General features: G+C 56.8%; 19 protein-coding genes. 11 read left to right on the top strand and 8 right to left on the bottom strand.

Translation table 11 applies throughout. The annotated features are described in order from the left end of the window. The first annotated feature begins 8 nt into the window (after positions 1–8). Genes ABLV75_RS09505 through ABLV75_RS09470 form a run of 8 tightly spaced genes read left to right on the top strand, consistent with a single transcriptional unit; the run spans position 9 to position 9,646 of the window. Positions 9–2,120, top strand: a complete 2,112-nt coding sequence (locus tag ABLV75_RS09505) for an ATP-binding cassette domain-containing protein (protein WP_004104909.1) — start codon at positions 9–11, stop codon at positions 2,118–2,120. Then, positions 2,117–3,277 carry an efflux RND transporter periplasmic adaptor subunit gene (locus ABLV75_RS09500; RefSeq protein ID WP_004104907.1) on the top strand — a complete coding sequence of 387 codons (1,161 nt, stop codon included), beginning with the start codon at positions 2,117–2,119 and terminating at the stop codon, positions 3,275–3,277. Before ABLV75_RS09505 ends, ABLV75_RS09500 begins: the two co-directional genes overlap by 4 nt. Further along, the gene (locus tag ABLV75_RS09495) at positions 3,277–5,220 is read left to right on the top strand and encodes an ABC transporter permease (RefSeq protein WP_348854928.1); all 1,944 of its coding nucleotides are present in this window, start codon (positions 3,277–3,279) and stop codon (positions 5,218–5,220) included. Before ABLV75_RS09500 ends, ABLV75_RS09495 begins: the two co-directional genes overlap by 1 nt. Beyond that, positions 5,217–6,614, top strand: a complete 1,398-nt coding sequence (locus ABLV75_RS09490) for a TolC family protein (RefSeq protein WP_004104903.1) — start codon at positions 5,217–5,219, stop codon at positions 6,612–6,614. The genes ABLV75_RS09495 and ABLV75_RS09490 overlap by 4 nt, the downstream gene beginning before the upstream one ends. Beyond that, positions 6,601–7,854, top strand: a complete 1,254-nt coding sequence (locus tag ABLV75_RS09485; protein ID WP_004104902.1) for a beta-ketoacyl-[acyl-carrier-protein] synthase family protein — start codon at positions 6,601–6,603, stop codon at positions 7,852–7,854. Before ABLV75_RS09490 ends, ABLV75_RS09485 begins: the two co-directional genes overlap by 14 nt. Then, complete coding sequence (locus ABLV75_RS09480; protein ID WP_004104901.1) at positions 7,851–8,645, top strand: MaoC/PaaZ C-terminal domain-containing protein; 795 nt, start codon at positions 7,851–7,853, stop codon at positions 8,643–8,645. Before ABLV75_RS09485 ends, ABLV75_RS09480 begins: the two co-directional genes overlap by 4 nt. 16 nt (positions 8,646–8,661) lie before the next feature. After that, positions 8,662–8,913: an acyl carrier protein gene (locus ABLV75_RS09475; protein WP_004104899.1), complete on the top strand. Its 252-nt coding sequence runs from the start codon at positions 8,662–8,664 to the stop codon at positions 8,911–8,913. A gap of 1 nt (position 8,914) precedes the next feature. After that, positions 8,915–9,646, top strand: a complete 732-nt coding sequence (locus tag ABLV75_RS09470; protein ID WP_004104897.1) for an SDR family NAD(P)-dependent oxidoreductase — start codon at positions 8,915–8,917, stop codon at positions 9,644–9,646. Positions 9,647–9,669: 23 nt separating this feature from the next. Here ABLV75_RS09470 and ABLV75_RS09465 read toward each other — a convergent pair whose 3' ends face one another. Genes ABLV75_RS09465 through ABLV75_RS09455 form a run of 3 tightly spaced genes read right to left on the bottom strand, consistent with a single transcriptional unit; the run spans position 9,670 to position 12,122 of the window. Further along, positions 9,670–10,866: an HD domain-containing protein gene (locus ABLV75_RS09465; RefSeq protein WP_004104895.1), complete on the bottom strand. Its 1,197-nt coding sequence runs from the start codon at positions 10,864–10,866 to the stop codon at positions 9,670–9,672. Between the two features lie 34 nt (positions 10,867–10,900). Further along, entirely contained in the window at positions 10,901–11,389 is a 489-nt protein-coding gene (locus tag ABLV75_RS09460) for a hypothetical protein (protein ID WP_004104893.1), read from the bottom strand. Further along, positions 11,382–12,122 carry a winged helix-turn-helix domain-containing protein gene (locus ABLV75_RS09455; RefSeq protein WP_004104891.1) on the bottom strand — a complete coding sequence of 247 codons (741 nt, stop codon included), beginning with the start codon at positions 12,120–12,122 and terminating at the stop codon, positions 11,382–11,384. The genes ABLV75_RS09460 and ABLV75_RS09455 overlap by 8 nt, the downstream gene beginning before the upstream one ends. A gap of 171 nt (positions 12,123–12,293) precedes the next feature. On the opposite strand from ABLV75_RS09455, the gene ABLV75_RS09450 reads away from it, so the two are divergent. Then, entirely contained in the window at positions 12,294–12,614 is a 321-nt protein-coding gene (locus ABLV75_RS09450) for a FaeA/PapI family transcriptional regulator (RefSeq protein WP_004104889.1), read from the top strand. A 765-nt stretch (positions 12,615–13,379) separates the two neighbouring features. Continuing rightward, positions 13,380–14,531 (top strand): lactaldehyde reductase, encoded by a 1,152-nt coding sequence (gene fucO, locus ABLV75_RS09445; RefSeq protein WP_004104888.1) that lies wholly within the window; start codon positions 13,380–13,382, stop codon positions 14,529–14,531. A 112-nt stretch (positions 14,532–14,643) separates the two neighbouring features. On the opposite strand, the gene ABLV75_RS09440 is transcribed toward fucO, so the two are convergent. From ABLV75_RS09440 to ABLV75_RS09420, 5 genes are all read right to left on the bottom strand, one after another. Further along, complete coding sequence (locus ABLV75_RS09440) at positions 14,644–15,423, bottom strand: heme ABC transporter ATP-binding protein (RefSeq protein WP_004104886.1); 780 nt, start codon at positions 15,421–15,423, stop codon at positions 14,644–14,646. After that, complete coding sequence (locus ABLV75_RS09435; RefSeq protein ID WP_004104885.1) at positions 15,416–16,411, bottom strand: iron ABC transporter permease; 996 nt, start codon at positions 16,409–16,411, stop codon at positions 15,416–15,418. The genes ABLV75_RS09440 and ABLV75_RS09435 overlap by 8 nt, the downstream gene beginning before the upstream one ends. Beyond that, a complete protein-coding gene (locus ABLV75_RS09430) occupies positions 16,411–17,229 on the bottom strand; it encodes a hemin ABC transporter substrate-binding protein (protein ID WP_032734376.1) in 819 nt (272 codons plus the stop codon). The genes ABLV75_RS09435 and ABLV75_RS09430 overlap by 1 nt, the downstream gene beginning before the upstream one ends. Then, on the bottom strand, positions 17,226–18,266 hold the full coding sequence (locus ABLV75_RS09425; protein WP_004104883.1) for a hemin-degrading factor: 1,041 nt from the start codon (positions 18,264–18,266) through the stop codon (positions 17,226–17,228). The genes ABLV75_RS09430 and ABLV75_RS09425 overlap by 4 nt, the downstream gene beginning before the upstream one ends. Positions 18,267–18,337: 71 nt before the next feature. After that, positions 18,338–20,707, bottom strand: coding sequence for a TonB-dependent receptor (locus tag ABLV75_RS09420; protein WP_004104882.1), 2,370 nt, complete (start codon positions 20,705–20,707; stop codon positions 18,338–18,340). Positions 20,708–20,922: 215 nt separating this feature from the next. On the opposite strand from ABLV75_RS09420, the gene ABLV75_RS09415 reads away from it, so the two are divergent. After that, positions 20,923–21,207 (top strand): SelT/SelW/SelH family protein, encoded by a 285-nt coding sequence (locus tag ABLV75_RS09415; RefSeq protein WP_004104881.1) that lies wholly within the window; start codon positions 20,923–20,925, stop codon positions 21,205–21,207. The last annotated feature ends 52 nt before the right edge of the window (positions 21,208–21,259 follow it).

The following is a 21,259-nucleotide window of genomic DNA, read 5'->3' as shown; positions in this document are numbered from 1 at the left end:
GCATCATCATGAAAAAGATTATCCCTGATATGGTTTTTCAGGAAGAGACCAATGAATGCGGCCTCTCCTGTATTGCGATGCTGGCGCAGACCCAGAATATTCCGTGCTCTCTCCCGGCATTGCGGGAAATTTTCCCCGCATCCGATCATGGGACATCGTTGAGCGATCTATCCGTTATCCTGCAACAGGTCGGCATTGCCACCGCGCCGGTGTTGTTTGACCACGATGAACTCCATGCGCTGCCGTTCCCTTCCATTCTGCACTATGGCGCCAGCCACTATGTCCTGCTGGCCTGGCGCAAAGGGGATTACGTTTGCGTGATGAATCCGGCGATTGGCCAGCAGTGGCTGCCTTTCTCGGCATTAAAAAAAGAGATTAGCGGCTATGCGCTGATCCTCGAAGAATCTCCCGGCGCGATCGCCAGTCCGGATCCGGTTATTGCCGGGGCGCAGCAGGAGATGCCGCGCGCGATGAGCCTGAAGGAGACCGCGGCGGTACCGGGTATCTATAAACTGATGCTATTAACCTTCCTGGTATCGCTAACGCTGTTTTTAATGCCGACGATGGTCAGTCGGGCGATAAATCAGGCTTTCTCAGACGTTCAGAATACGCAGTTTCCTTATTTATGGTTCATCCTCGCTTTTGTCATATCCACGCTGTTAGCGCTGGGGGTGAGGGTGATTAGCGAGCGCTTTATCCGCCGCTTTGTCCTCCTCAAGAGCGATATCGGTTTTTCCCGCTTGCTGAATAATCCGCTGCGTTTTTTTGAAAAACGCGCGCCGGGGGATGTTTTCAGCCGCTTTATTGCCTGGCAGGGAGGGATGCTGCAAAAAATCGAGCTGGATAACGGGCTCCGCTCGGACTGGATAATCTGCGTTATCGCTATCGGCATTATGTTCTGGATCTCACCGGTGCTGGCGCTCATTTCCGCTGCGGGCATTGTCGTGATGGGGCTGATCAGCGTCTGGGCGATATTCCGCGACCGCTGGTATACGCAGCAGCTGCAGTTGAAAAGCGCGACGCTGAATGACTTTTTCATGGAAACCCTTCAGGGGGTGTTAACCATTAAAACTGCCGGACTGGAAACGCAGCGCAAAGCGCAGTTTGCCCGTTTGTCACACGACCTTTTCACCTGCCTTCAGCGGCAGAAAGTTTACCAGCAGGTAAAAGAAGGTCTGTATCAGCTCACCGGCAGCCTCGAGATGGTGGTCTTTATGCTGGTGGTGCTGCCGCTGGTGAGCGCAAAGCTTATCTCGCTGGGCGACTTTTTTGCCTATAGCTTTTTACGGCAGATTTTTACCTCTTACGTCACGCGGATATTCTATGCCGTGATCCGTAAATCGCAGCTGCACGTGATTGATACCCGCGCGCAGGGCCTGTTTACCCGTGAGGAACCTGCAACTCCTCAGTTATCTCCGCTGCGTGGGGAGGCGGTTCCACAGCTGGCGTTTGAGGCAGTGAGTTTTCATTACGCTCCGCAAAGCCCGGTGCTGAATGCCGTTGATCTCCGGCTGGAACCCGGCGATCGGGTGGCGATTGTCGGCGATTCCGGCGCCGGAAAAAGTACCCTGCTACGGCTGATGGCCGGGCTTTTTACCGCACAGCATGGGCGCATTCTGCTGGACGGTGAAGAGGCGACCGCCCGCCAGCTGGCCTCGCAGGTATGGCTGCAGAGCCAGGAAGATATTTTGTTTAACGCCTCGGTGCTGCAAAACATCACCCTGTTTGACCCGTGGTACAGCGACAGCGATCGCGGGCGAGTGGAGGCGCTGGTCGATAAAATGGCGCTGGGGCCGGTCGTTCAGGCGCTGCCGGGAGGCATGGAGGCGCTGATCCGCGAGAGCCATTCGGCGCTCTCTTTAGGCCAGCGTCAGCGGCTGATGCTGGCGCGGGCGCTCTACAGCGCCCGGCCTATTTTGCTCTGCGATGAACCGACCGCCAATCTTGATGACGAAACCGCGGAAACGGTGATCGCCGCGCTGTGCCAGCACTGTCGTGAACAGGGCAAAACGCTGATCGTGGTAACCCACAGTGCGCCCATTCTGCATCACTTCACGCGGGTATATCGTCTGGATGAAGGCGAGCTGCGCGATCTCGCACAGGGAGCACCGGGCCAATGAGGCGACAATTTTTACGCCGCCGTAAAGCGTGGCTACTTGCGCTGGTCGCGATCCTGGCCATTATCGCCGCCGTTTTTTATCAGCGCTCGCTTCCGGCCCAAGCCGAGTCGCTCTACACCGTTGCGCTCGATCGCGGGGATATCGAAAAAGTAGTGCTGGCGAGCGGGACTATTAAACCTGCCGTCCAGGTGAGCGTCGGCGCGCAGGTCAGCGGCCAGCTACGTAAGCTGTACGTGCGCCAGGGCGAGCGGGTACGTAAGGGGCAGCTGTTAGCCGAAATTGACCCGACGCTGCAGCTTTCCGATTTACGCAACGCCACCGCGCAGCTGGCCAGCGCCAGGGCGCAAAAGCTGGCTTCCGAGGCCACGCTGGTACAGTACCGCAAAGCGCTGGCGCGCGAGCAGGCGATGCAGCGCGATGGTTCGGGAGTGAGTAGCGATCTTGAGCAGGCGCAGGCGCAGTATAGCGCGCAGGTCCAGCAGATTGCGGTTAACGAAGCGCAGATCGTACAGGCGGAAATGAGCGTGCAGACCGCCAACGCCAACCTCGGCTACACCCGCATCCTTGCTCCTGTGGATGGTGAAGTGCTGGGCATCGTCACCCGTGAGGGGCAAACCATCGTCTCCTCACAAATCGCGCCGACGATTCTGGTGCTTGCCGACCTCGATAAAATGCAGGTGCAAACGCGCATTTCCGAAGCCGATATTCAGAAAATCCATCCCGGTCAGCCGCTGTGGTTTTACGTCATCGCCGATCCGCAGACGCGCTATGAAGGGGAGCTGGGCTACGTCCAGCCCGCGCCGCAGGAGGCGCTGGAGGAACAAAACGGCGGAGCTTCTGCCGGTAATCAGCAGAGCAGCGCCATTTACTATAACGGTACCTTCGAAGTCGATAACCACCAGCGCTTGCTGAAAACCTCAATGACCGCCCAGGTGTTTATCCGTATCGCGCAGGTAAAAGACGCGCTGCGCGTGCCGGTCGCCGCGCTGGGGCGTTCGCTCGGTGATGAGCGTTACATTGTGATGGTGCAAACGGCGAACGGTAGCGAGGAGCGCACCGTCCGTATCGGGATTAACGATCGTCAGTACGCGCAGGTGCTGGAAGGATTACGGCCCGATGAGCGGGTGGTGATCCCGCAGGACGCGGGGTCTGTGTGATGGCTGAGCCGCTGATCGTGCTGAACAATGTCACGCGTCATTTTACCGCCGGGACGCAGATTATTCCGGTACTAAAATCCGTCTCTCTGACCATTATGCCCGGCGAAATGGTGGCGATTATGGGCGCTTCCGGCTCGGGTAAATCGACGTTGATGAACATTATTGGTTGCCTGGATAAGCCCAGCAGCGGCGAGGTTTATATCTACGGGATCCCCACTCACCGGGCGGATAGCGCGGCGCTGGCCGAGCTGCGCAGCCGCTGGCTGGGGTTTATTTTTCAGCGCTACCACCTGATGCCTTATCTGACGGCGGAAGAGAATATCGCCATCCCCGCGCTCTATACCGCGATGCCCGCCGCTGAACGCCAGGCGCGCATTGCGCTACTGGCTGAAAAGCTGGGCATTGATGCGCGGTTACAGCACAAACCCGCTCAGCTTTCCGGCGGCCAGCAGCAGCGGGTCAGCGTCTGCCGGGCGTTAATCAACGGCGCGCAGATTATTCTCGCCGATGAGCCCACCGGGGCGTTGGATAGCGTCAGCGGTCGGGCGCTGATGGATGTTCTGCACCAGCTGAACGCCGACGGGCACACGGTCATCATCGTGACTCACGATCGCGAGGTGGCGCGGCAGGCGCAGCGGATCGTCGAGATCAGCGACGGACAGGTGGTTGCCGACAGTACCCACGGCGTTCGTGATAATCGCGGCATTCAGCGCCTTCCCGCAGTACAGGATAATGGTCGGGCCTCGCTGTCGCGCAGTATCGGAGAGTCGGTGCGGATGGCCTGGCGTTCCTTACTGGGACATCGGATGCGCGCCTTTCTGTCGATGCTGGGGATAATCATCGGCATTTCGTCCGTGGTCTCCTCCATGGCGGTGGGGGAAGGCGCCCGGCAGAGCATCATGAACGAGATTGGTAAGCTCGGAAATACCACGCTTGAAATCCGCCCGGGTACCGGCTGGGGCAGCAAGCGTCCGGATATGGAGCGGGCGCTGTCGCTGGATGATATCGCCAGCCTCGGCAGGCAGCCCTGGGTTCTGGGGGTATCGCCGATTGTTTCCAGCATGACCACCGCGGTACGTCAGGGCTTTGATTCTTCGATAATTCTTTCCGGCGTTTCCGCAGACTACTTTTCGCTGCAGGGGATTCGTTTTATTCAGGGCAACGGTTTTACCCGCCGCGATGTCGAGGATCGCGAACCGGTGCTGGTACTGGATGAAACCAGCAGGGAGACGCTGTTTCCCGGCAATGAAGATCCGCTGGGTAAAATTGTGCAGATTGCCGGCGCGCCGTGGCGGGTAATCGGCATTGCCAGCAAGCCCGGGCCAAAGGTGGTCAGCGGGTTTATGTCGGCGTGGATCCCCTATAGTTCGCTATTGCAGCGGATTTCCGGCGATAAGCCGCTGGAGGCGCTGACGCTGCGCTTCCAGGAAACGCTGTCGCCGCAGGAAGCAGCGCGGCGCGCGGAAAGGCACCTTATCCGCGAGCACGGCAAAAAAGATTTCTTTGTCCAGACCGATGAGCAGCTCGCCAAAGCGCTGCAAAAAACCTCCGACTCCATGTCGCTGCTGATCACCGCTATTGCCGCCATCTCGCTGCTGGTCGGCGGCGTGGGGGTGATGAATATCATGCTGGTTTCCGTTACCGAACGCACTCATGAGATTGGCATTCGGCTATCGGTCGGCGCCCGCCCTACCGATATCATGCATCAGTTCTTAATTGAGGCGGTGATGATCTGCGCGCTCGGCGGCTTAACGGGAGTGCTGGGCTCATGGGCCGCCGGTAACCTGTTTGCCCTGTTGACGCAGGAGTTTTCCATGGTCTTTACCTGGCTGCCGGTGGCGATGGCCTGCGGCTTTTCCGCCCTGATAGGCCTGACGTTCGGCTATTTCCCGGCGCGTCGTGCGGCGCGGCTAAACCCGACGGAGGCGCTGGCCCGCGAATGAGATCGCTGACTTTATTATCGTTAATTGTATTGCTGACGGGCTGTGGAAATTTGACCCGCAGCGATTATCAGCGGCCGCTGCTGTCGGTGCCGGAGAACTGGCAGCGAACGGAAGGGCAAAGCGCCGAGCTTGCGTCGGAGAAAGCGGGTCGCTGGTGGGACCGTTTCGGCGATGAACGTCTGTCGCGGGTGATGGGGCAGGTTCTGGAAAGCAATAACGATCTGGCCGCTGCCGCCTTAACCCTTCGGCAGGCGCGCATTTCCGCCGGGCTGGCCCGAACCAATATCTCTCCCGACGCGACGCTTAACGGCGCCGGCAGTAACTCAAAGCCGCTCAATAGCGGAGGTTCGCAGGAGAGCTATAGCGCCTCGTTATCCCTGAGCTATGAGCTGGATCTGTGGGGCAAGCTGGCGCGGGTTCGTGAACAGAGCGAGTGGGAGGCGATTGCCAGCGAACAGGACTATCGGGCGACGATCCTGTCGACGATTGATACTACCGCGCAGCTCTACTGGAATATCGCGCTGCTGAATCAGCAAATGGCTTATCAGGCCGCCAGCCTGGATATCGCCAGGCAGACGCTGGCGCAGATTGAGTCCTGGCAGCGGGCGGGGAAAGTAGGGCTGCTTGACGTTCTGCAGTCCCGGCAGACGGTCATCAGTCGCCAGAATCAGTTGCTAAGCCTGAAACAGCAGCGGGCGATCTCCCGCAACGCGCTGGCGCTGCTGCTCAACAGGCCCCCCGCGCAGCATAGCGATGAAGCACCGGCGCTTGACGTCCATCAGCGTGTCGCCATTGCCAGCGCCACGCCGCTGGCCGCGCTCGCCAGCCGGCCCGATCTGCAGGCGGCGGAGTCGCGGCTGCGCGCGGCGCTGGCGGGTTCCGATGCGGCACGGCTGAGCTTTTATCCCACGCTCTCGCTGCAGGGGACGCTGAGCGCCGGCAGCCAGATCTTTCACCAGTGGTTTAACGACCCGCTGCGTACCGTCGGAAGCAGCGTCGGCGCGCCCTTTATCCAGTGGAACACGGTACAGCTTACCGTGGAGCAGGCCAGCGTAAAGGTGCAGCAGGAGGCGGTGAACTTCCGCCGTACGGCCTACACCGCGCTGTCGGAGGTGGACGATGCGATGGAGAAGCGGCTTAACGCCGACGAGCAGCGCGAGCGCCTGCTGCAATCGCTGCAGCTGGGCCAGCGGCGCCTGACGCTCACCGAAAGCCGCTATCGGGCGGGCGCGGTGGACTACCAGACCCTGCTGAACGCACAGGACGCGCTGCTCGACGTACAGAACAGCCTGGCGCAGAACCAGTACGACTATCTTTATGCCACTTTGCAGCTTTGGCTGGCGCAGGGAGGCAATAACCCGCAACAGAGGATTTCCCAGAATGAGTCACAGTAAACCCCCTTATCGCGTGGTGATAACCGGCTATGGCGCGGTGACTCCCCTTGGCGATAGCGCTGCCGAAAGCTGGCAGGCGATCATGGATTATCGACGCGGTTACCGCTATGTGGATCTCTCCGCTAACGGCATCCACACCCATTTTATCGGTCAGGTAGAGAATGAACCCAGCCTCAAGGGGGTTCCCGCCGCTATTCGTCGGCGTCTGCCGCGTCACGCTCGCCTGGCGCTGGCCGCCGCGCGGGAGGCGGTGGCGATGGCCTTTGCTGGCAAACCACCCACCGATGCTTATGACCCGCTGAGGTGTGGCGCCATTATCGGCTCCGGCTGGGCAGGGCTGGATGAAAGCTATCTGGCGGTACCGGAGTTTGAGAAAACGGGCGTCTCTTCGCCCTTCAGCTGCTTCTTTTCGATGCCGAACGTGACCACCGCGGCCTGTAGTCAGCTGTGGAATCTGCGCGGTTATCAAAATACTCCGGTCGCCGCCTGCGCCACCGGCACTATCGCCATTGGCGAGGCCTATGATGCGATTCGCTTTGGCCGGGCCAGCATGATGCTCGCCGGGGCCGGGGAGTCGTTAAACAGCGTTTGCGCTATCTGGAATATCGATGTGCTTGGCGCGTTGAGCCGGGAAGCGTCATCGCCGGAGCGGGCCAGCTGCCCGTTCAGCCTGCAGCGCAGCGGGTTTGTCCTTTCTGAAGGCGGCGCGGTGCTGTGCCTGGAAGAGCGCGAAAGCGCCCTGGCGAGGGGCGCGACAATTCTCGCGGAGGTCACCGGTTATGCCAATTTCTCCGACGCGGTGGATTTTACCTCACCGGCCGAAGACTGCGTGGCCCGTGAACAGACTATCCGCTGGGCGCTGCGCGACGCGGGCCTGCAGCCTGCCGATCTCGATTATATCAACGCTCACGGCACCTCCACGCCGCTCAACGATATGAATGAAACGCAGTCGCTGAAAAAAGCGCTCGGCGACGAGGCGTACCGGATCCCGGTTTCCAGTACCAAAGCCTACTCCGGACATCTGATCGCCGCCGCGGGGAGCTTCGAGACCATTGTCTGCCTGCAGGCGATGGCGGCGGGGATCATGCCGGCGACGGCGCATCTGACGCAGCCCGATCCGCAGTGCGATCTCGACTATATCGCCGAAGGGCATCGTCAGGGAGAGATCCGTCGGGCGCTGAATCTGAGCTTTGGTTTCGGCGGCGCGAACGCCGCGCTGGTACTGGAGAAACACGCGTGACGCTGCTGCGCTACACCCTTGCCGATGCGCAGCAGTGGGCGGCGTTTTCCGGCGATGAAAACCCCATTCACTTCGACTACGCGGCAGCGCGCGCGATGGGGGCGGGGCAGCTGAGCGTCCACGGAATGCGCGCGCTGCTGGACGTGAAGCGCGATGTCCAGTCGCGGCTGTGCCGCCCGGAGGGATACGTAAAATGCCAGGTCCGCCTGCGCAGGCCGCTATGGTGCGATACCGACTGGCTGTTAACGCCCGGGACGGCGAAACAGCGGATTCTCTCCGCCGCATCGGTTAGCCATCCGCAGAATGGCGAAATCTGTTTGTCATGCCAGATGAGCCTGGCGGCTGAGCCGGAATCGCTTGAGGGTAAGCAGCCCAGCAAACTGGCGTCCACGACGCTGCTCGCGCTGCAATCCCATTTTAACCGCGCCTGGCCCGACCTGGCGCAGTGGCAGTTCCTTGATGCGCTGCTGTTCCGTCAGCTGATTTGCGATGAGGCGCTGCTGCGCCAGGAGAATATTGCCGCCCTGCTCGGACCGGGGGAAACCTCGCTGCAGCAAATTTTTTCCCGCTACCCGGTGCTGCAAACCCATCAGGAAGTGGTTTTTGATGCTCATCTGGCAGGCAAAGGGACGCCGGTCCAACCCGACTCGCTGTCGCTCTGGCTGTTGCCTTCATTGGTGGTCGGCCAGGCTGAGCAGGGCGCGCTGGTGCGTATTGCAGCGGCGGCGCAGCTGGATGATCAGGTCATAACGAATGTGGTTACGCTAAAAGTTGGACCAATTACTAATTGATAATTAAGGATAATTTATGATTCCCTATGATGAAGTTCTGCAAAAAGTGTGTGAAATGATTTGTGACGCCAAGGACCTGGAGCCGGATGAGGTGGATGAGAATACGCCGCTGGTTCGCTTAAAGTTAGATAGTCTGGACTACGTCGAGCTGATGGTGCTGGCAAAACGTGAATTCAATATTACCCTGGAAGCGGACTGGTTTATTCAAAATCCGGGGATCACGCTGGGTGAACTGTGTCAGCACATCAGCAAAGAGTCAGGCAGCTGATATGGCGCAAAAATGGGTGCTGATTACCGGCGGCAGCCGGGGGATAGGCCGGGCGCTGGTCGCCGGCCTGGCGCAAAACGGTAACGTGGTGTTTACCGGGCGCAATGAAGCGGCGATTAACGCCACTCTGGCGGAGTGTGAAAATTCATCGTATCAGGTGCAAGGATACGCCTGCGACGGCAACGACGAGTTGCGGGTTGAAGAACTTGCTCAGGCGCTGCTGGCCGAGCGGGGCGCACCGGAGGCAATTATTCACAATGCCGGAATGGCTCGCGATGGCCTGCATATTCACCAGAACGCCGCGCTATGGCGCGAGGTGCTGGACACCAACGTTATCTCAATGATGAACTGGAACCGGGTGCTGCTGCCGGCGATGTTGATGCAGCGGCGCGGCTCCATCGTGATGATGTCGTCGGTCAGCGCCTTCAAGGGTAACGTCGGGCAGACGGCGTATGCGGCGAGTAAAGCGGCGATGAGCGGCATTGCGCGTTCGCTGGCGCTGGAGATCGGGCGCTTCGGCATTCGGGTAAACTGCCTGGCGCCGGGCCTGATCCGCACGGAGATGCTGGAAGAGATACCCGCGCAAAAATTGAAAGAGATGCGCCAGTCGATACCTCTGCGCAGATTGGGCGAAACGGATGATGTACTGAAGGCCGTGGCGTTTTTAATCGGCGAGGGGAGTGAATATATGACCGGACAAACTCTGATTCTGGACGGCGGATTAAGCGCCTGAGGACGTTCAGGCGGGGTGGCTCTTTACGCGGAGCTGGTGAGTTGCTCAACGCGATTCACCAGCTCTTTTATTTCTCCCGCAGTTGCGCGATAGATCTGAATAATTTGTGAAGCGTGCTGCGCGATAGGCGACAGCATAAACGAGGGAATTTCATTTCCCGGGTTATTTTTAATTAACTGGGCCAGCGATTTTTCTTCTCCCTTCGGCCCGCTCAGGGCATGGACCAGCAGTCGACTAACCGTAATGAGCAGGGCTTCCGTTTGTAGCGATTCAGCGTGCCATTTAGAGGACGCATTACGATTTTGCATGGCTATCCATTCAGTAATATCATCAATTCCTTCAATACTATAGAGAGAGGCTTCTGCTCTGCCTGGCGAAGCGGATCTCGCTGGCGGCGGGCTATGATCCAGGCAGGAGATATTATGCAGCAATCCGCCAATCTCAACTTTTAGCGTTTGCGTCGCGCTCATTTCCATGGTGGTCGCCAGATAGCCGGCAATATGGCCGACGGCCGCAGAGTGCCACGGCGTCTGCTGGCTGAACTGATCGACAATAAAAGAGACCAGTTCAGCAATATCGCGGAGGTTATGTAAAGAGATGGTATCGTTATGCACGCCAGGAATCGCTTTGATGTAATCGCGATAGTCGGTGGAGGCCATGACTGACCAGAAATGTTCATCGGCGGAAAGCGTTCTGAACGCCTGGACGTACTCTTGTTTATAGAGAATATTCGCCCCGGCGGTGACGATGTCGACCAGCTTTTTGCTTAAAAATGCGATATGACCGGTACGGTGCTGGCAATAAAGTACATCCAGCCGGTCGGCGAAGAACAGCAGGTGACTCTCTTCGGGGACCAGTTCTCCTTCAATATAATGCCCAAGACCGTTGCGCCAGTGGGTGTGATGGTAGCGAACAATCCTGTTAAGAGGACGAAACAACGGGATGCGGCTAAGCAATTCGCTGCCGATAAGCGCGTGGTTGTTATGCTCGTTATCGATGTAATTTAGCGGCTCAAGACGTGATTTTTCATTTAACCCACCGACATCGTGAATTAGCGCCGCCAGAATGGTTTTACGCCGCTGGGCCGGAGAGAACTCCACTAAATTAGCCAGATGTGATGCGATAAACGCCGTTCTGACATGGTGCAGGTTCAGCCGGGGGTTAATCATATCAATGATATTGGCGATGCTGGCTAATGTCGGAAGTAAATGTATCGTCATGATATCGTTTTAATTAAAATTAATGAGATGAATCTCAATCAATGATGGTTTTCTGACGGCGACAACCATATTGTGGAAACTTTTGGGTGCCTAACAAAATAGTATCATCATTGACGTGATTTATATAGATGATTTTATCATTAGTTCGGCTTCCAAAGAGATTTTTTTGCGCAATATCTTCTGGCGTATTATCAGCGTGGTGGCGAATGACTTGCGAGTCTTTTATATAAAAAAGATGGCTGGGAACGATGTTTCTTTTTAATGTGATGGCGATAGTGCGTGAGACGATATATTTATCGCCATTGCTGGTGAGTAAACCCTCCAGATTGATTAAAAGATGGTTTTTGAAAAGTTCTGCGGATAGCAATCCTTGGGAGCGAAGAATGTTCTCATTTATATTCTCCGTCAAATCGTAGCGTGATTCACAGGAAAATGAGTCCTCAGAACTGAAGTTTAGGTACAGGGTTGAAAATAGTATCAGCGCGAACGAACAGGCGGAAAATATCAAGGCATATTTACGCATTTTTTATTTCCTTATAGTAATAACTATGGCATTGCTGGTCTTTAATGTCGCACTCAAGCATGAAGATATCCATGTAAATACCTAATCCCTGCTCCTGATTCATTTGTCGGTTAAAGAAGTAGATTTTCTTTGGCGTGGAACAGTCCAGCCCCGAGGTAAAGAGCTTTTTATTCCTGAGTATTTCTGTCACCGGGATAGCTTCGGAACCATAAATAGTGCATTTATCTTGGGTGAACATGAGCTTAGCTGTTTGTTTTTTATAGATAAAAAAATAAGAGAGCAGCATCGCGACTGCTGCGAACGCGATCAGTAACATCGCCGCTTTGCAATGTTGTTGCAGCAAGTTACGCTCAGGCAGCTGTGGAGAAAGGGTTGGCAGTGTGATAGAGGAAGAGTAATCATTGTCGGTAGTGATAATGACATCCTCAGAAATTTTAAAGCCAATTCGCGGTACCGTAATAATCACATTCTTTTCAATACCCAGATCCGCAAGGCTGCGACGCAGCGTTGAGATGTACTGATTAAGATTACTATTAGATGGCCTCGCACCATATTTTTCAAACACCGTCTGGAAAATATCAACCCGCGAAATAATATCCCCCCGGTATTGCAACAGACTAGTAAGAAGGCGAGTCGAAGTGGCGGAGAGTTCAATACAATCGCCGGTCAAGAGATTGACCAGAGAGGCCTCCTCAGTATCAAATGTAATAAATCCCTCTATATCGAACCGCATTTTTATCTCCACACGGAATTAAAAATTCACTCTTTATATCAGGTTTTTTATCATAAAAAAAAGTGAATTTCAGATAAATGTACTGTTTAAGTTGAAATTTAAAGTTAATGTTGCCGTTTTTATGGGGTCATCCCATACTCCCAAGCACTGAATGACAGAAGGAGCTGACTCATGAAGATTGCAATTTCACCCAGTACGCCAGATTCACATCATGGTTCGCTAACCGCAGTTGAGAGTTTAAGAACATTGATGACCACAATGGGCATCAATAAATTCTCCGGGGTGAACGTACCAGAGCAGGAGTATATTCTTTATGTATTGAAAGAACATGAGCCTGAGGGGTTACTTACTCGTGAGTTAGCGGACAGGTGCGAAATGTCAATATATAAGGTCAGACATTTACTACTGCCGTTAGAGAAGTATGGTCAGGTGATCAGAATAAAGGTTAACAAACATCATAAGTGGTATTTTTATAATAAACATATTGACTAAAGGTCATACTAACAAGAGGCTGTGATGTTTGCAATAAATATAGAAATCTTAGGCGTTTTTTGTTTTTTTTAAGGTTTTTTGAGAATCGATATCTCGCAAATAATAGAGAAAGTTCTTAATGCTGATATCTTTTTCTTACTCGTAACAAGTCATTTCGCTATTCAGAGGGTGATAAATTTTTATCAGCGATGATAGATAATTCTTAGAGGGTCATTTGAGCGAAGGACGATGATCGCAGGAGGGCTTTTTTTGTTGATGAAATGACACGCTTGTTTCTGATATGTTAAATTGGCGGCCGGGTTGTCAGATGAGCATAACGACGGAGCGCAATGAGCTAAGGATGCCGGTAGCAAAGGTAGAAAAATGAAAATCCCGATCCTGGCTCTTCTTTATGTACTTCGGTTGAGTGGCGCCCTCATTCCTGGTTTGGCGCTTGCTGATAAAATATCTTTTTTCCCGGGAAGGGATGTTGATCATAGAAAACAAAATAATGTGATCCAGTTCAATAATATTTATCTGAGAATAGTGGTTGGTTGCTGCTTATATTGAGGAGCGAGGCTTATCACTAGATTAAGCGCGGGGAGTCGCTGATGTCCAATATACTGGACTCACTTTGTTGTATATGACCGATACGTGAATTAACTGCGCCAACGTGCAGAGCAATTAGGGTGTTATTTGATATGAAATAATAAAATGGCTGCGTCAGTCACGTTACTGTAGGGCTAAATATTATGGTTATCAAACACTCGAATTGAGGGAGCACAAATGGCTTACAGAATGATTTTAAACGAAACCTCTTATTTTGGCCCAGGTTCGATTCGTTGTATCGTAGATGAAGTTAAAAAACGCGGCTTCAAAAAAGCGCTGGTGGTCACGGATAAGGATCTGATTCGTTTTGATGTAGCAACCAGGGTGTTCGCTATCCTCGACGGCGCCGGATTGCCCTACAGCGTCTTTGATGAAGTGGTCCCGAATCCCACGATTGAGGTTGTGCAGCAGGGCGTAGAGGCGTTTAAACAGTCAGGCGCCGACTACCTGATCGCGATCGGCGGCGGCTCGCCGCAGGATACCTGTAAGGCAATAGGCATTATCATTAATAACCCCGAATTTGCCGACGTTCGCAGTCTCGAAGGCGGGGCGGATACGAAAAACGCCGCCGTACCGATGATTGCCATCCCAACGACCGCCGGTACCGCGGCGGAAGTCACCATCAACTACGTAATAACTGACGTACAGAATCGCCGCAAGTTTGTTTGCTACGACCCGCATGATATCCCGGTGGTAGCGATCATCGACGCCGAAATGATGAGCAGCATGCCTGCCAGCCTGAAGGCGGCCACCGGCGTTGATGCCCTGACCCACGCCATTGAAGGCTATATCACTAAAGGCGCATGGGAATTAACCGACATGCTGCATCTGAAGGCCATCGAGGTGATTGGCCGCTCGCTGCGCGCTTCCGTACAGGGCGACGCGCAGGGCGCGGAAGGGATGGCGCTGGGGCAATATATTGCCGGGATGGGTTTCTCCAACGTCGGTCTGGGGCTGGTTCATGGTATGGCTCATCCGCTGGGCGCTTTTTACGGCACGCCGCACGGTGTGGCTAATGCGGTGCTGCTGCCGCATATTATGGCTTATAACGCCGAATTTACCGGCGAGAAGTATCGCGACATCGCGGTTGCGCTTGGTAACAAGTCGGCGGCAACCCTGCCGATTGCCGAAGCGCGTGCCGCGGCAATTGAGGCGGTGGCGCAGCTGAATCGCGACGTCAATATTCCGGCGCGCCTGCGCGACGTGGGAATGAAAGAAGAAGATATTGATGCTCTGGCCGCCGCGGCCCTGGCGGACGTGTGTACCGGCGGCAACCCGCGCGATACCAATCTGGAAGAGATTAAAGCGCTCTATCGGCAGATCTTCTAATTTGCCAATCACAACGAAGCCGGTAAAGGTATCGGCTTCGTTGTTTATCAAGGAACGTTTTCACAGGACGGGCAGAGCGTTAGCCTACGCCCGGCACAATCATTTCCTCAGCTCACGGCGCCAGATACACCTGCGGAACGGCCGCATCGGGATGTTTGCCCGTGCTGACCTCCGCGCCGTACCAGCGGCTGATAATCGGCTGCTGGATTACCTCCTGCGGCGTGCCCTGAGCCACCAGTTTCCCCTGATGCAGCAGCAGAATCCGATCGGCCCATAGCGCTGCGAGGTTCAGATCGTGCAGTACCACGCAGACGTGCAGGCGGCGGCTGCGGGTCAGGCGTTTGAGCAGGCGCAGCAGGTGCTGCTGGTAATAGAGATCCAGCGCCGAAGTGGGTTCATCAAGGAACAGCCAGCCCTCGGGGGCGCCGTCGCGCCAAAGCTGCGCCAGGCAGCGGGCCAGCTGCACCCGCTGCTGCTCGCCGCCGGAGAGGGTAGGGTAGCGTCTTCCGGCCAGATGATCGCACCCGGTCTCTTTCATTACCTGGCAGATCATCTCCTGGTTTATCGCGCCGCCCCACGGCGAGCGCCCCATAGCGATAATCGTTTCTATCGGCCAGTCTGCGTGCAACTGGGTGCGTTGCAGCATCACCGCCCGGCGGCGCGAAAGCGTTTCTGCCGACCAGCTCTCCAGCGGTCGGCCTTCCACCACCCGTTCGCCCTCGTCGGGCGTTAAATAACCGGTCAACAGGCGCAGCAGGGTCGATTTACCGGCGCCGTTGGGGCCAATCAATGCCGTCATCTCGCCGCCGCAAAGCTGGAGCGAAACATCATGAATAATCAGCCGGTTACCCAGACGCAGCGAAAGCGAACGCGCGCTATAGCGGTTATCCATGAGCCCCTTTCTCCCGACGAAAAATCAGCCACAGAAACCACGGCGCGCCGAGTACGCTGGTCAACAGCCCGACCGGCATCTCGGCGGGAGCGGCAACGGTGCGCGCCAGCGTGTCGGCCAGCAGCAGCAACATGGCGCCGCACAGTAGCGAACCGGGGACCAGGCCGCGGTGGTCCGGCCCCAGCCACATCCGCATCAAATGCGGCACCACCAGTCCGATAAAACCGATAATGCCGCTGATGGCCACCGCCGACGCCACCAGCAATGCGCTGCACAGCAGCAGCAGCCGCTGCAGGGCGCGAACGTTGACGCCGAGATAGTGCGCCTCTTCATCGCCCAGCTGCAGCAGGTTGAGCCGCGAAGCCATCGCCCACACCACCAGCGAGGCCGGGATCATCAGCGTGGCGGCCACCAGCAGCGTCGACCATTCCGCTTGCCCGAGGCTGCCCATCCCCCAGAGGGAAAGCTGGCGCAGCTGGGTATCATTGCTGATCCACGAAAGTACCCCGACCAGCGCGCCGCACAGGGCATTAATGGCGATGCCGACCAGCAGCAGGCGCGAAAGCGAGGCGTCGCCCGCCCGGCTGAGAATAAAAATTACCACCATCACCGCCATGCTGCCGATAAACGCCGCCAGCATCGGGGCGTACAGCGCCACGAGCGCCGGCACCGACAGGGGCAGTACCAGCCAGCAGGCGACCGCCAGCGCCGCGCCGCTACTAATGCCTAGCAGCCCGGGGTCGGCGAGAGGGTTGCGAAACAGCCCCTGCATCACGCAGCCGGAAAGCGCCAGCGCGGCGCCGACCAGCAGCGCCAGCAGCACTCGCGGCAAACGAATGGTCAGCCAGATACTCCTCAGGATTTCATCGCCGGAGGGCAACAGGCTGGCTAATGGCAGGCGCATTGCGCCCAGGGTCGTGGCGAGCAGCGTCAGGACAATCAGCAGCAGCGTCATTAACCACAGATGACGGGCAGGGTGGGTGCGCATCAGGGCAGATGCTCCGCTTTTTGCCGTAACGCGAGCACCGCCTGCGGGGTACGCGGGCCAAAGCCGAGCAGGGCCATATCATCTATCACCAGCACCTGCTTATTGCGCCCCGCTGGCGTCTGCGCCAGTCCCGGCAGTTTCCAGAGCCCGGCTTCGCCGCCCATGCCTTTCAGCCCATCGGCGGAGATCACCACCAGGTCCGGTTTACTGGCGATAACGCCCTCCTGCGACATGCTGCGATAATGGTCGAAGCTTTGCATGGCATTCTCTAACCCGGCCGCCCTGATTGCCCCATCCGCTGCGGTTTGTTTCCCGGCCACCATGGTATTCATGCCGCCGTGGCTGAGGATAAACAGCACCCGCTTGTTTACAGGCTGGGAAGGAATTTGCGCGATCTGCTGAAGAAGCTTGTGGCGCAGAGCTTTTCCTTCGCTCTGCTTACCGAGGGCGTCGGCAATCACGTCAATTTTTGCTTCGATTGCCGGAAGGTCGTAGCCGCCCGGCACGTTGACGACCTTAACCTTATTCTCTGCCACCTTTTTCAGCACCAGCGAGGGCTGCGCCTGGGCGCTGGCCAGCACCAGCGTCGGGCGCAGGGAGAGGATCCCCTCGGCATTCAGCTGGCGGATATAACCCACATCCGGCAGGCTCTGCGCGGCGGCAGGCCAGGTGCTGGTGCTGTCTTTCGCCACCAGCAGCCGCTGGGCGTTGAGGGCGTAAACCACCTCCGTGACGTCGCCGCCGAGTGACACAATGCGCTCGGCGGCGGCGCTGGCCAACAGCGGGAGCGCCGCAAGCAATATCAGCCAGCGCTTCATGCGATGAGTCCTTCGGTAGTCAAACGATCGACCTGCGCACGCCACTGCGTCTGCTCCGGATGGCCTTCGCTGCGTTGACCGAACAGCTGTGCGATCTGCGTGCCGTCTTTGGCGAACAGCTCGACGCTGGTGACGTGGCCGTCAGAGGTCGGTTTGCGGGTCACCCAGATTTCATCCACGCTCTCCTCGCGCAGATGCAGGGTAAAAGCGGTGTTGAAGATATTCAGCCAGCCGCGCATCGGAGCGACTTTTTCCAGCGCGCCGGTGAAGATCTGCACGCAGCCGCGGTTGCCGACAAAAATCATGATCTCGTTGCCGTCCTGGCGGATGGTTTCCAGCAGGCCCGGCAGCGTCTGGTTGTCAATGCGGCAGGCGAGGTCGTCGCTGACCAGGCGGAAAGCCTGCTGGCGCGACAGGTTATATTTTCTCAGCAGGCCGAAGAACTGGTGGACGTCGGTCATGGCGCGCCATTCGTTTTCCAGCGCCTCGCCGTCGGCGGAGTCGGCAAATTTCAGCGGATCGGCCGGGCGAATCGCCAGCGGGGCAGGCGATTGCTGCGTCTGCGCGACAATCAGCGCATCCCAGGCCGCCATGTCGGTATTTTCAGTGGTGTAAACCTTGAGCAGCGCGTCGCCGTGCGGATCAAAGAACTGGATGCTCTGGCGGCCGTTGTCGTTCAGGCGAAAAGCGCTGGCCCACTGGCTCAGAAACAGGCGCAGGTCGAGGGCGCGCGGATTTAGCACCAGTCCGGCGTGGCCGCTTAAATGCTGATGGGTAAATTCGCCGACCTGTTCATGCACCGCGTATTCGTTGCGACAGATGCATTTGGTTTCCCCCACGGCTTCCAGTGCCGTCAGGATGGCGCGGGCGTCGTTCTGCAGACGTACGGCGTCGTAGCCCAGGCGGGCTTCGGTTAGCTCCGCTTCGCTAATCCCCATTTCGGCGGCGATATCGCGGGCGTATTTCGCGGAAGATTGCGCTTTCGTGGTCAGGTAGCGTTGCCACAGCGGGGCATGTTGCGGTTGGGTGTTTTGCATAATTCACATCCTTCTCTACGATGAGTTTCCCCGGCGCGCGGCCGGGGAGCAGGTTTCTTATTATTGGCCGGTCAGAAATCGACGTTCACGCCCAACTGCCAGGTACGGCCAGGCATCACCGCCAGCGCTCTGTCGTTGGCGTCCTGATTCGTCGCCGTTTCGATATTGCGGCTGCTCAGATAATCCCAGTATTTACGATCGGTAATGTTGTAAACGCCGCCGTTCAGGCGCACGTTCTTCGCGACCTGCCAGTACGCGGTCCAGTCCAGCATGCCGTAGCCCGGAACGCGCATATATTCGTTGGTCGAATCGGTAATGGCGGAACCGGTGTTGGTATAGCTTTCACGGTTGGTGGCGGTGGCGCGCTTGCCCTTAACAAAGGTGGCGGTCAGCGCGGTGCCGTACACTTTTGCCGGATCGTCCCACGCCACGCCGACGATAGCCTTCATTGGCGCGACGCTATCGAGGTCAACGTACTTGTCGCCGCTGTAGCTGGATTTCGATTGCCCCTCGCTATAACCGTAAGCGAGAGTGGCGCTCAGGCCGTTAACCTCTTCAAACCAGGTGCCAAAGTTGAATTTAGCGCTGATTTCGCCGCCGTAGATATAGGCTTTATCGCGGTTTTCCGCCTGGTAAATGGTGTAGATGTTCGACGGAACGCTGGCGAACTGCAGCGGGTTATTGGCGCGGGTGTAGCGGGTATAGGCGATAAAGTTCTTATAGGTGTTGTAGAACAGCGCGGTGCGCATGGTGATGCCTTCCGTCACTTCGCCTTTCATCCCCCACTCAACGTTATCGCTGGTTTCGGTTTTCAAATCGGTGTTGCCGATCAGCGCATACTGGGCGCGTCCGGCGTAGCTGGAGCCGAGGTTCCAGGAACCGTACAGCTGGCTGGCGTTAGGGAACTGCGCGCCGCGCTGATACTGCAGATAAGTCATCAGGCGCGGAGTGATATCGTACTGCAAGACCAGCGACGGCAGCGCCTGAGTATCAGCGTTCTTACCGTACAGATTTGACACGTCGGAACCGGTCAGTACGCTGCTGTTGTTGGCCAAATCGGAGACGTTTTCCGGTTTGGTCGACTGATGCATCACACGAATGCCCGGGATCACCGCGAAGTTATGGCCGTCGAGATCGAAGTTAATTTTGTCCTGCAGGAAGCCGGCGACGATATAGCCGCGGCTATCGGCGTCCGGCTGCATAATCTGGCTATAAGCGCTCGGGGTTGGCGACTGGGTTAACGGCCGCTGGGTTTTCGTCGTGCTGGCGTTAAAACCGGCGCTCAGATCGTGGCGGCCTATCGATTTCGCCAGCGCGCTCTGAATACCCCAGGTGTCGGTGTCATAGTCGGAGCTCACCGTTTGCATCGCGCGGGTGATGCTGTCGGGCATATAGGTCCAGTCGTGGGCCTCGGTATGCTGGTAGTAGACTTTAGTCGATACGCTGTCGATATAATCATTCATCGGCGTCCAGTCATCTTTCAGGCTCAGGCCCCAGCGACGGGTCTGACTGGTCTGGTTTGACGTGCCGATAACGCTGTTGCCGCTGGAGTCCCAGGCGTCGTAATGGGTGTGGTTCGTTTTATGGTAATAATCGAAGGTGCTGGTGAACTTATGCTCGTCATTCGGCTGCCAGATCCCGGAGGCCATAAAGGCGTCCGAGTGCCAGTTTGCCGGATAGGAATCAACGGTCCCGCTGTTATTTTCCGTCTCCTGACCGTCGCGACGGCTGTAGACGAAGATCCCGCGCAGGGTCTCGTCGCCGCCGGCAACGGTGACGCCGTTGTGCCAGCTGCGATCGGATGAGTCGTAGCCGCTGCGGTAGCCGAAGGCGCTGGTTTTGCCCGGATGCAGATAGTCATCCGCAGATTTCGGACGGAAAGAGACGTTGCCGCCGATGGCGCTGTTGGCGGTTTCTGTTGATGTCGCCCCGGACTGAATATCAATGCTGCCGTACATATAGGGGTCAATATAGTCGCGACCCATACCGAAGGTATTGAGGCCCGCGCGGCTGGCGTAGCTGCGTCCGGTGGCGTTCGGCTGGGCGATGCCGTCGACGTCGATCCCGACGCGGTTGCTCTCCATGCCGCGAATATTGTAGCCGGTATAGCCGCCGCGATCGAAGCCGCTTTTGCCGTTTCCGGAACCGCCGCTGGCGCCGGTGGCGCTAATCAGCGGCTCGTAGCGCATGATCGAGCCAAAGTCGTTGGCCCCTTTATCCTGCAGCTCCTGAGCGCTGATCGAATGTTCGCTGCCCGCTTTTAGCAACGGCGCCGGCGCGGTAACGGTCATCCGTTCCGAGCTTTCATCAGTCGATGCGCTGCTGGTGGTTTTCGCGGTGGTATCAGCCGCACCGGCGGAAGTCTGATAAATTGCTGTAAGCAAAGAAGTCACCAGCAGGCTTTTCTTGAACCATGCTGTTGATTGAGTGGAGTTATACATAGTAGCCACGCCTTAATCATTATTAGTATTGGCTCACGCGTTACTTCCAGAGTGCAGGTGTGTCCCGTTATTCCGTTACTGGACGTTTTTTCTCCATGCTTGTTGATTGCGAATGGTAATGATAGGTATTATCGTTTGCAACAAAATAATCATGTATTCTTCAATTAATCTGCAAGTTGTTTACAATTTGCCCTTTTACTGACAGCGAGAAGCCGATGAGCCACAAAGCCGCGATTACCATCACCTACTGTTCGCAGTGCAACTGGATGCTGCGCGCCAGCTGGATGGCCCAGGAGCTGCTGCACAGCTTTAGCACCGACATCGCTTCGGTCACGCTGGTGCCGGGGACCGGCGGGATCTTCGTGGTCGCCGTTGATGATGTGCAAATCTGGGAGCGCAAGCAGGACGGAGGTTTCCCCGATGCGGCGGAGCTCAAGCGCCGGGTACGCGATGTATGCTTCCCGGAAAAACCGCTGGGGCACCTGGACAAGCCGGCATAATCCTCAGGGAGTATGGGGCTGCATCGCCCTCTCTGAATGTGTATTATGAATA

Source organism: Klebsiella sp. CN_Kp066 (assembly GCF_040065135.1).
Classification (GTDB): Bacteria; Pseudomonadota; Gammaproteobacteria; order Enterobacterales; family Enterobacteriaceae; genus Klebsiella; species Klebsiella oxytoca.
This window is presented reverse-complemented; position numbering and strand designations above follow the sequence as displayed.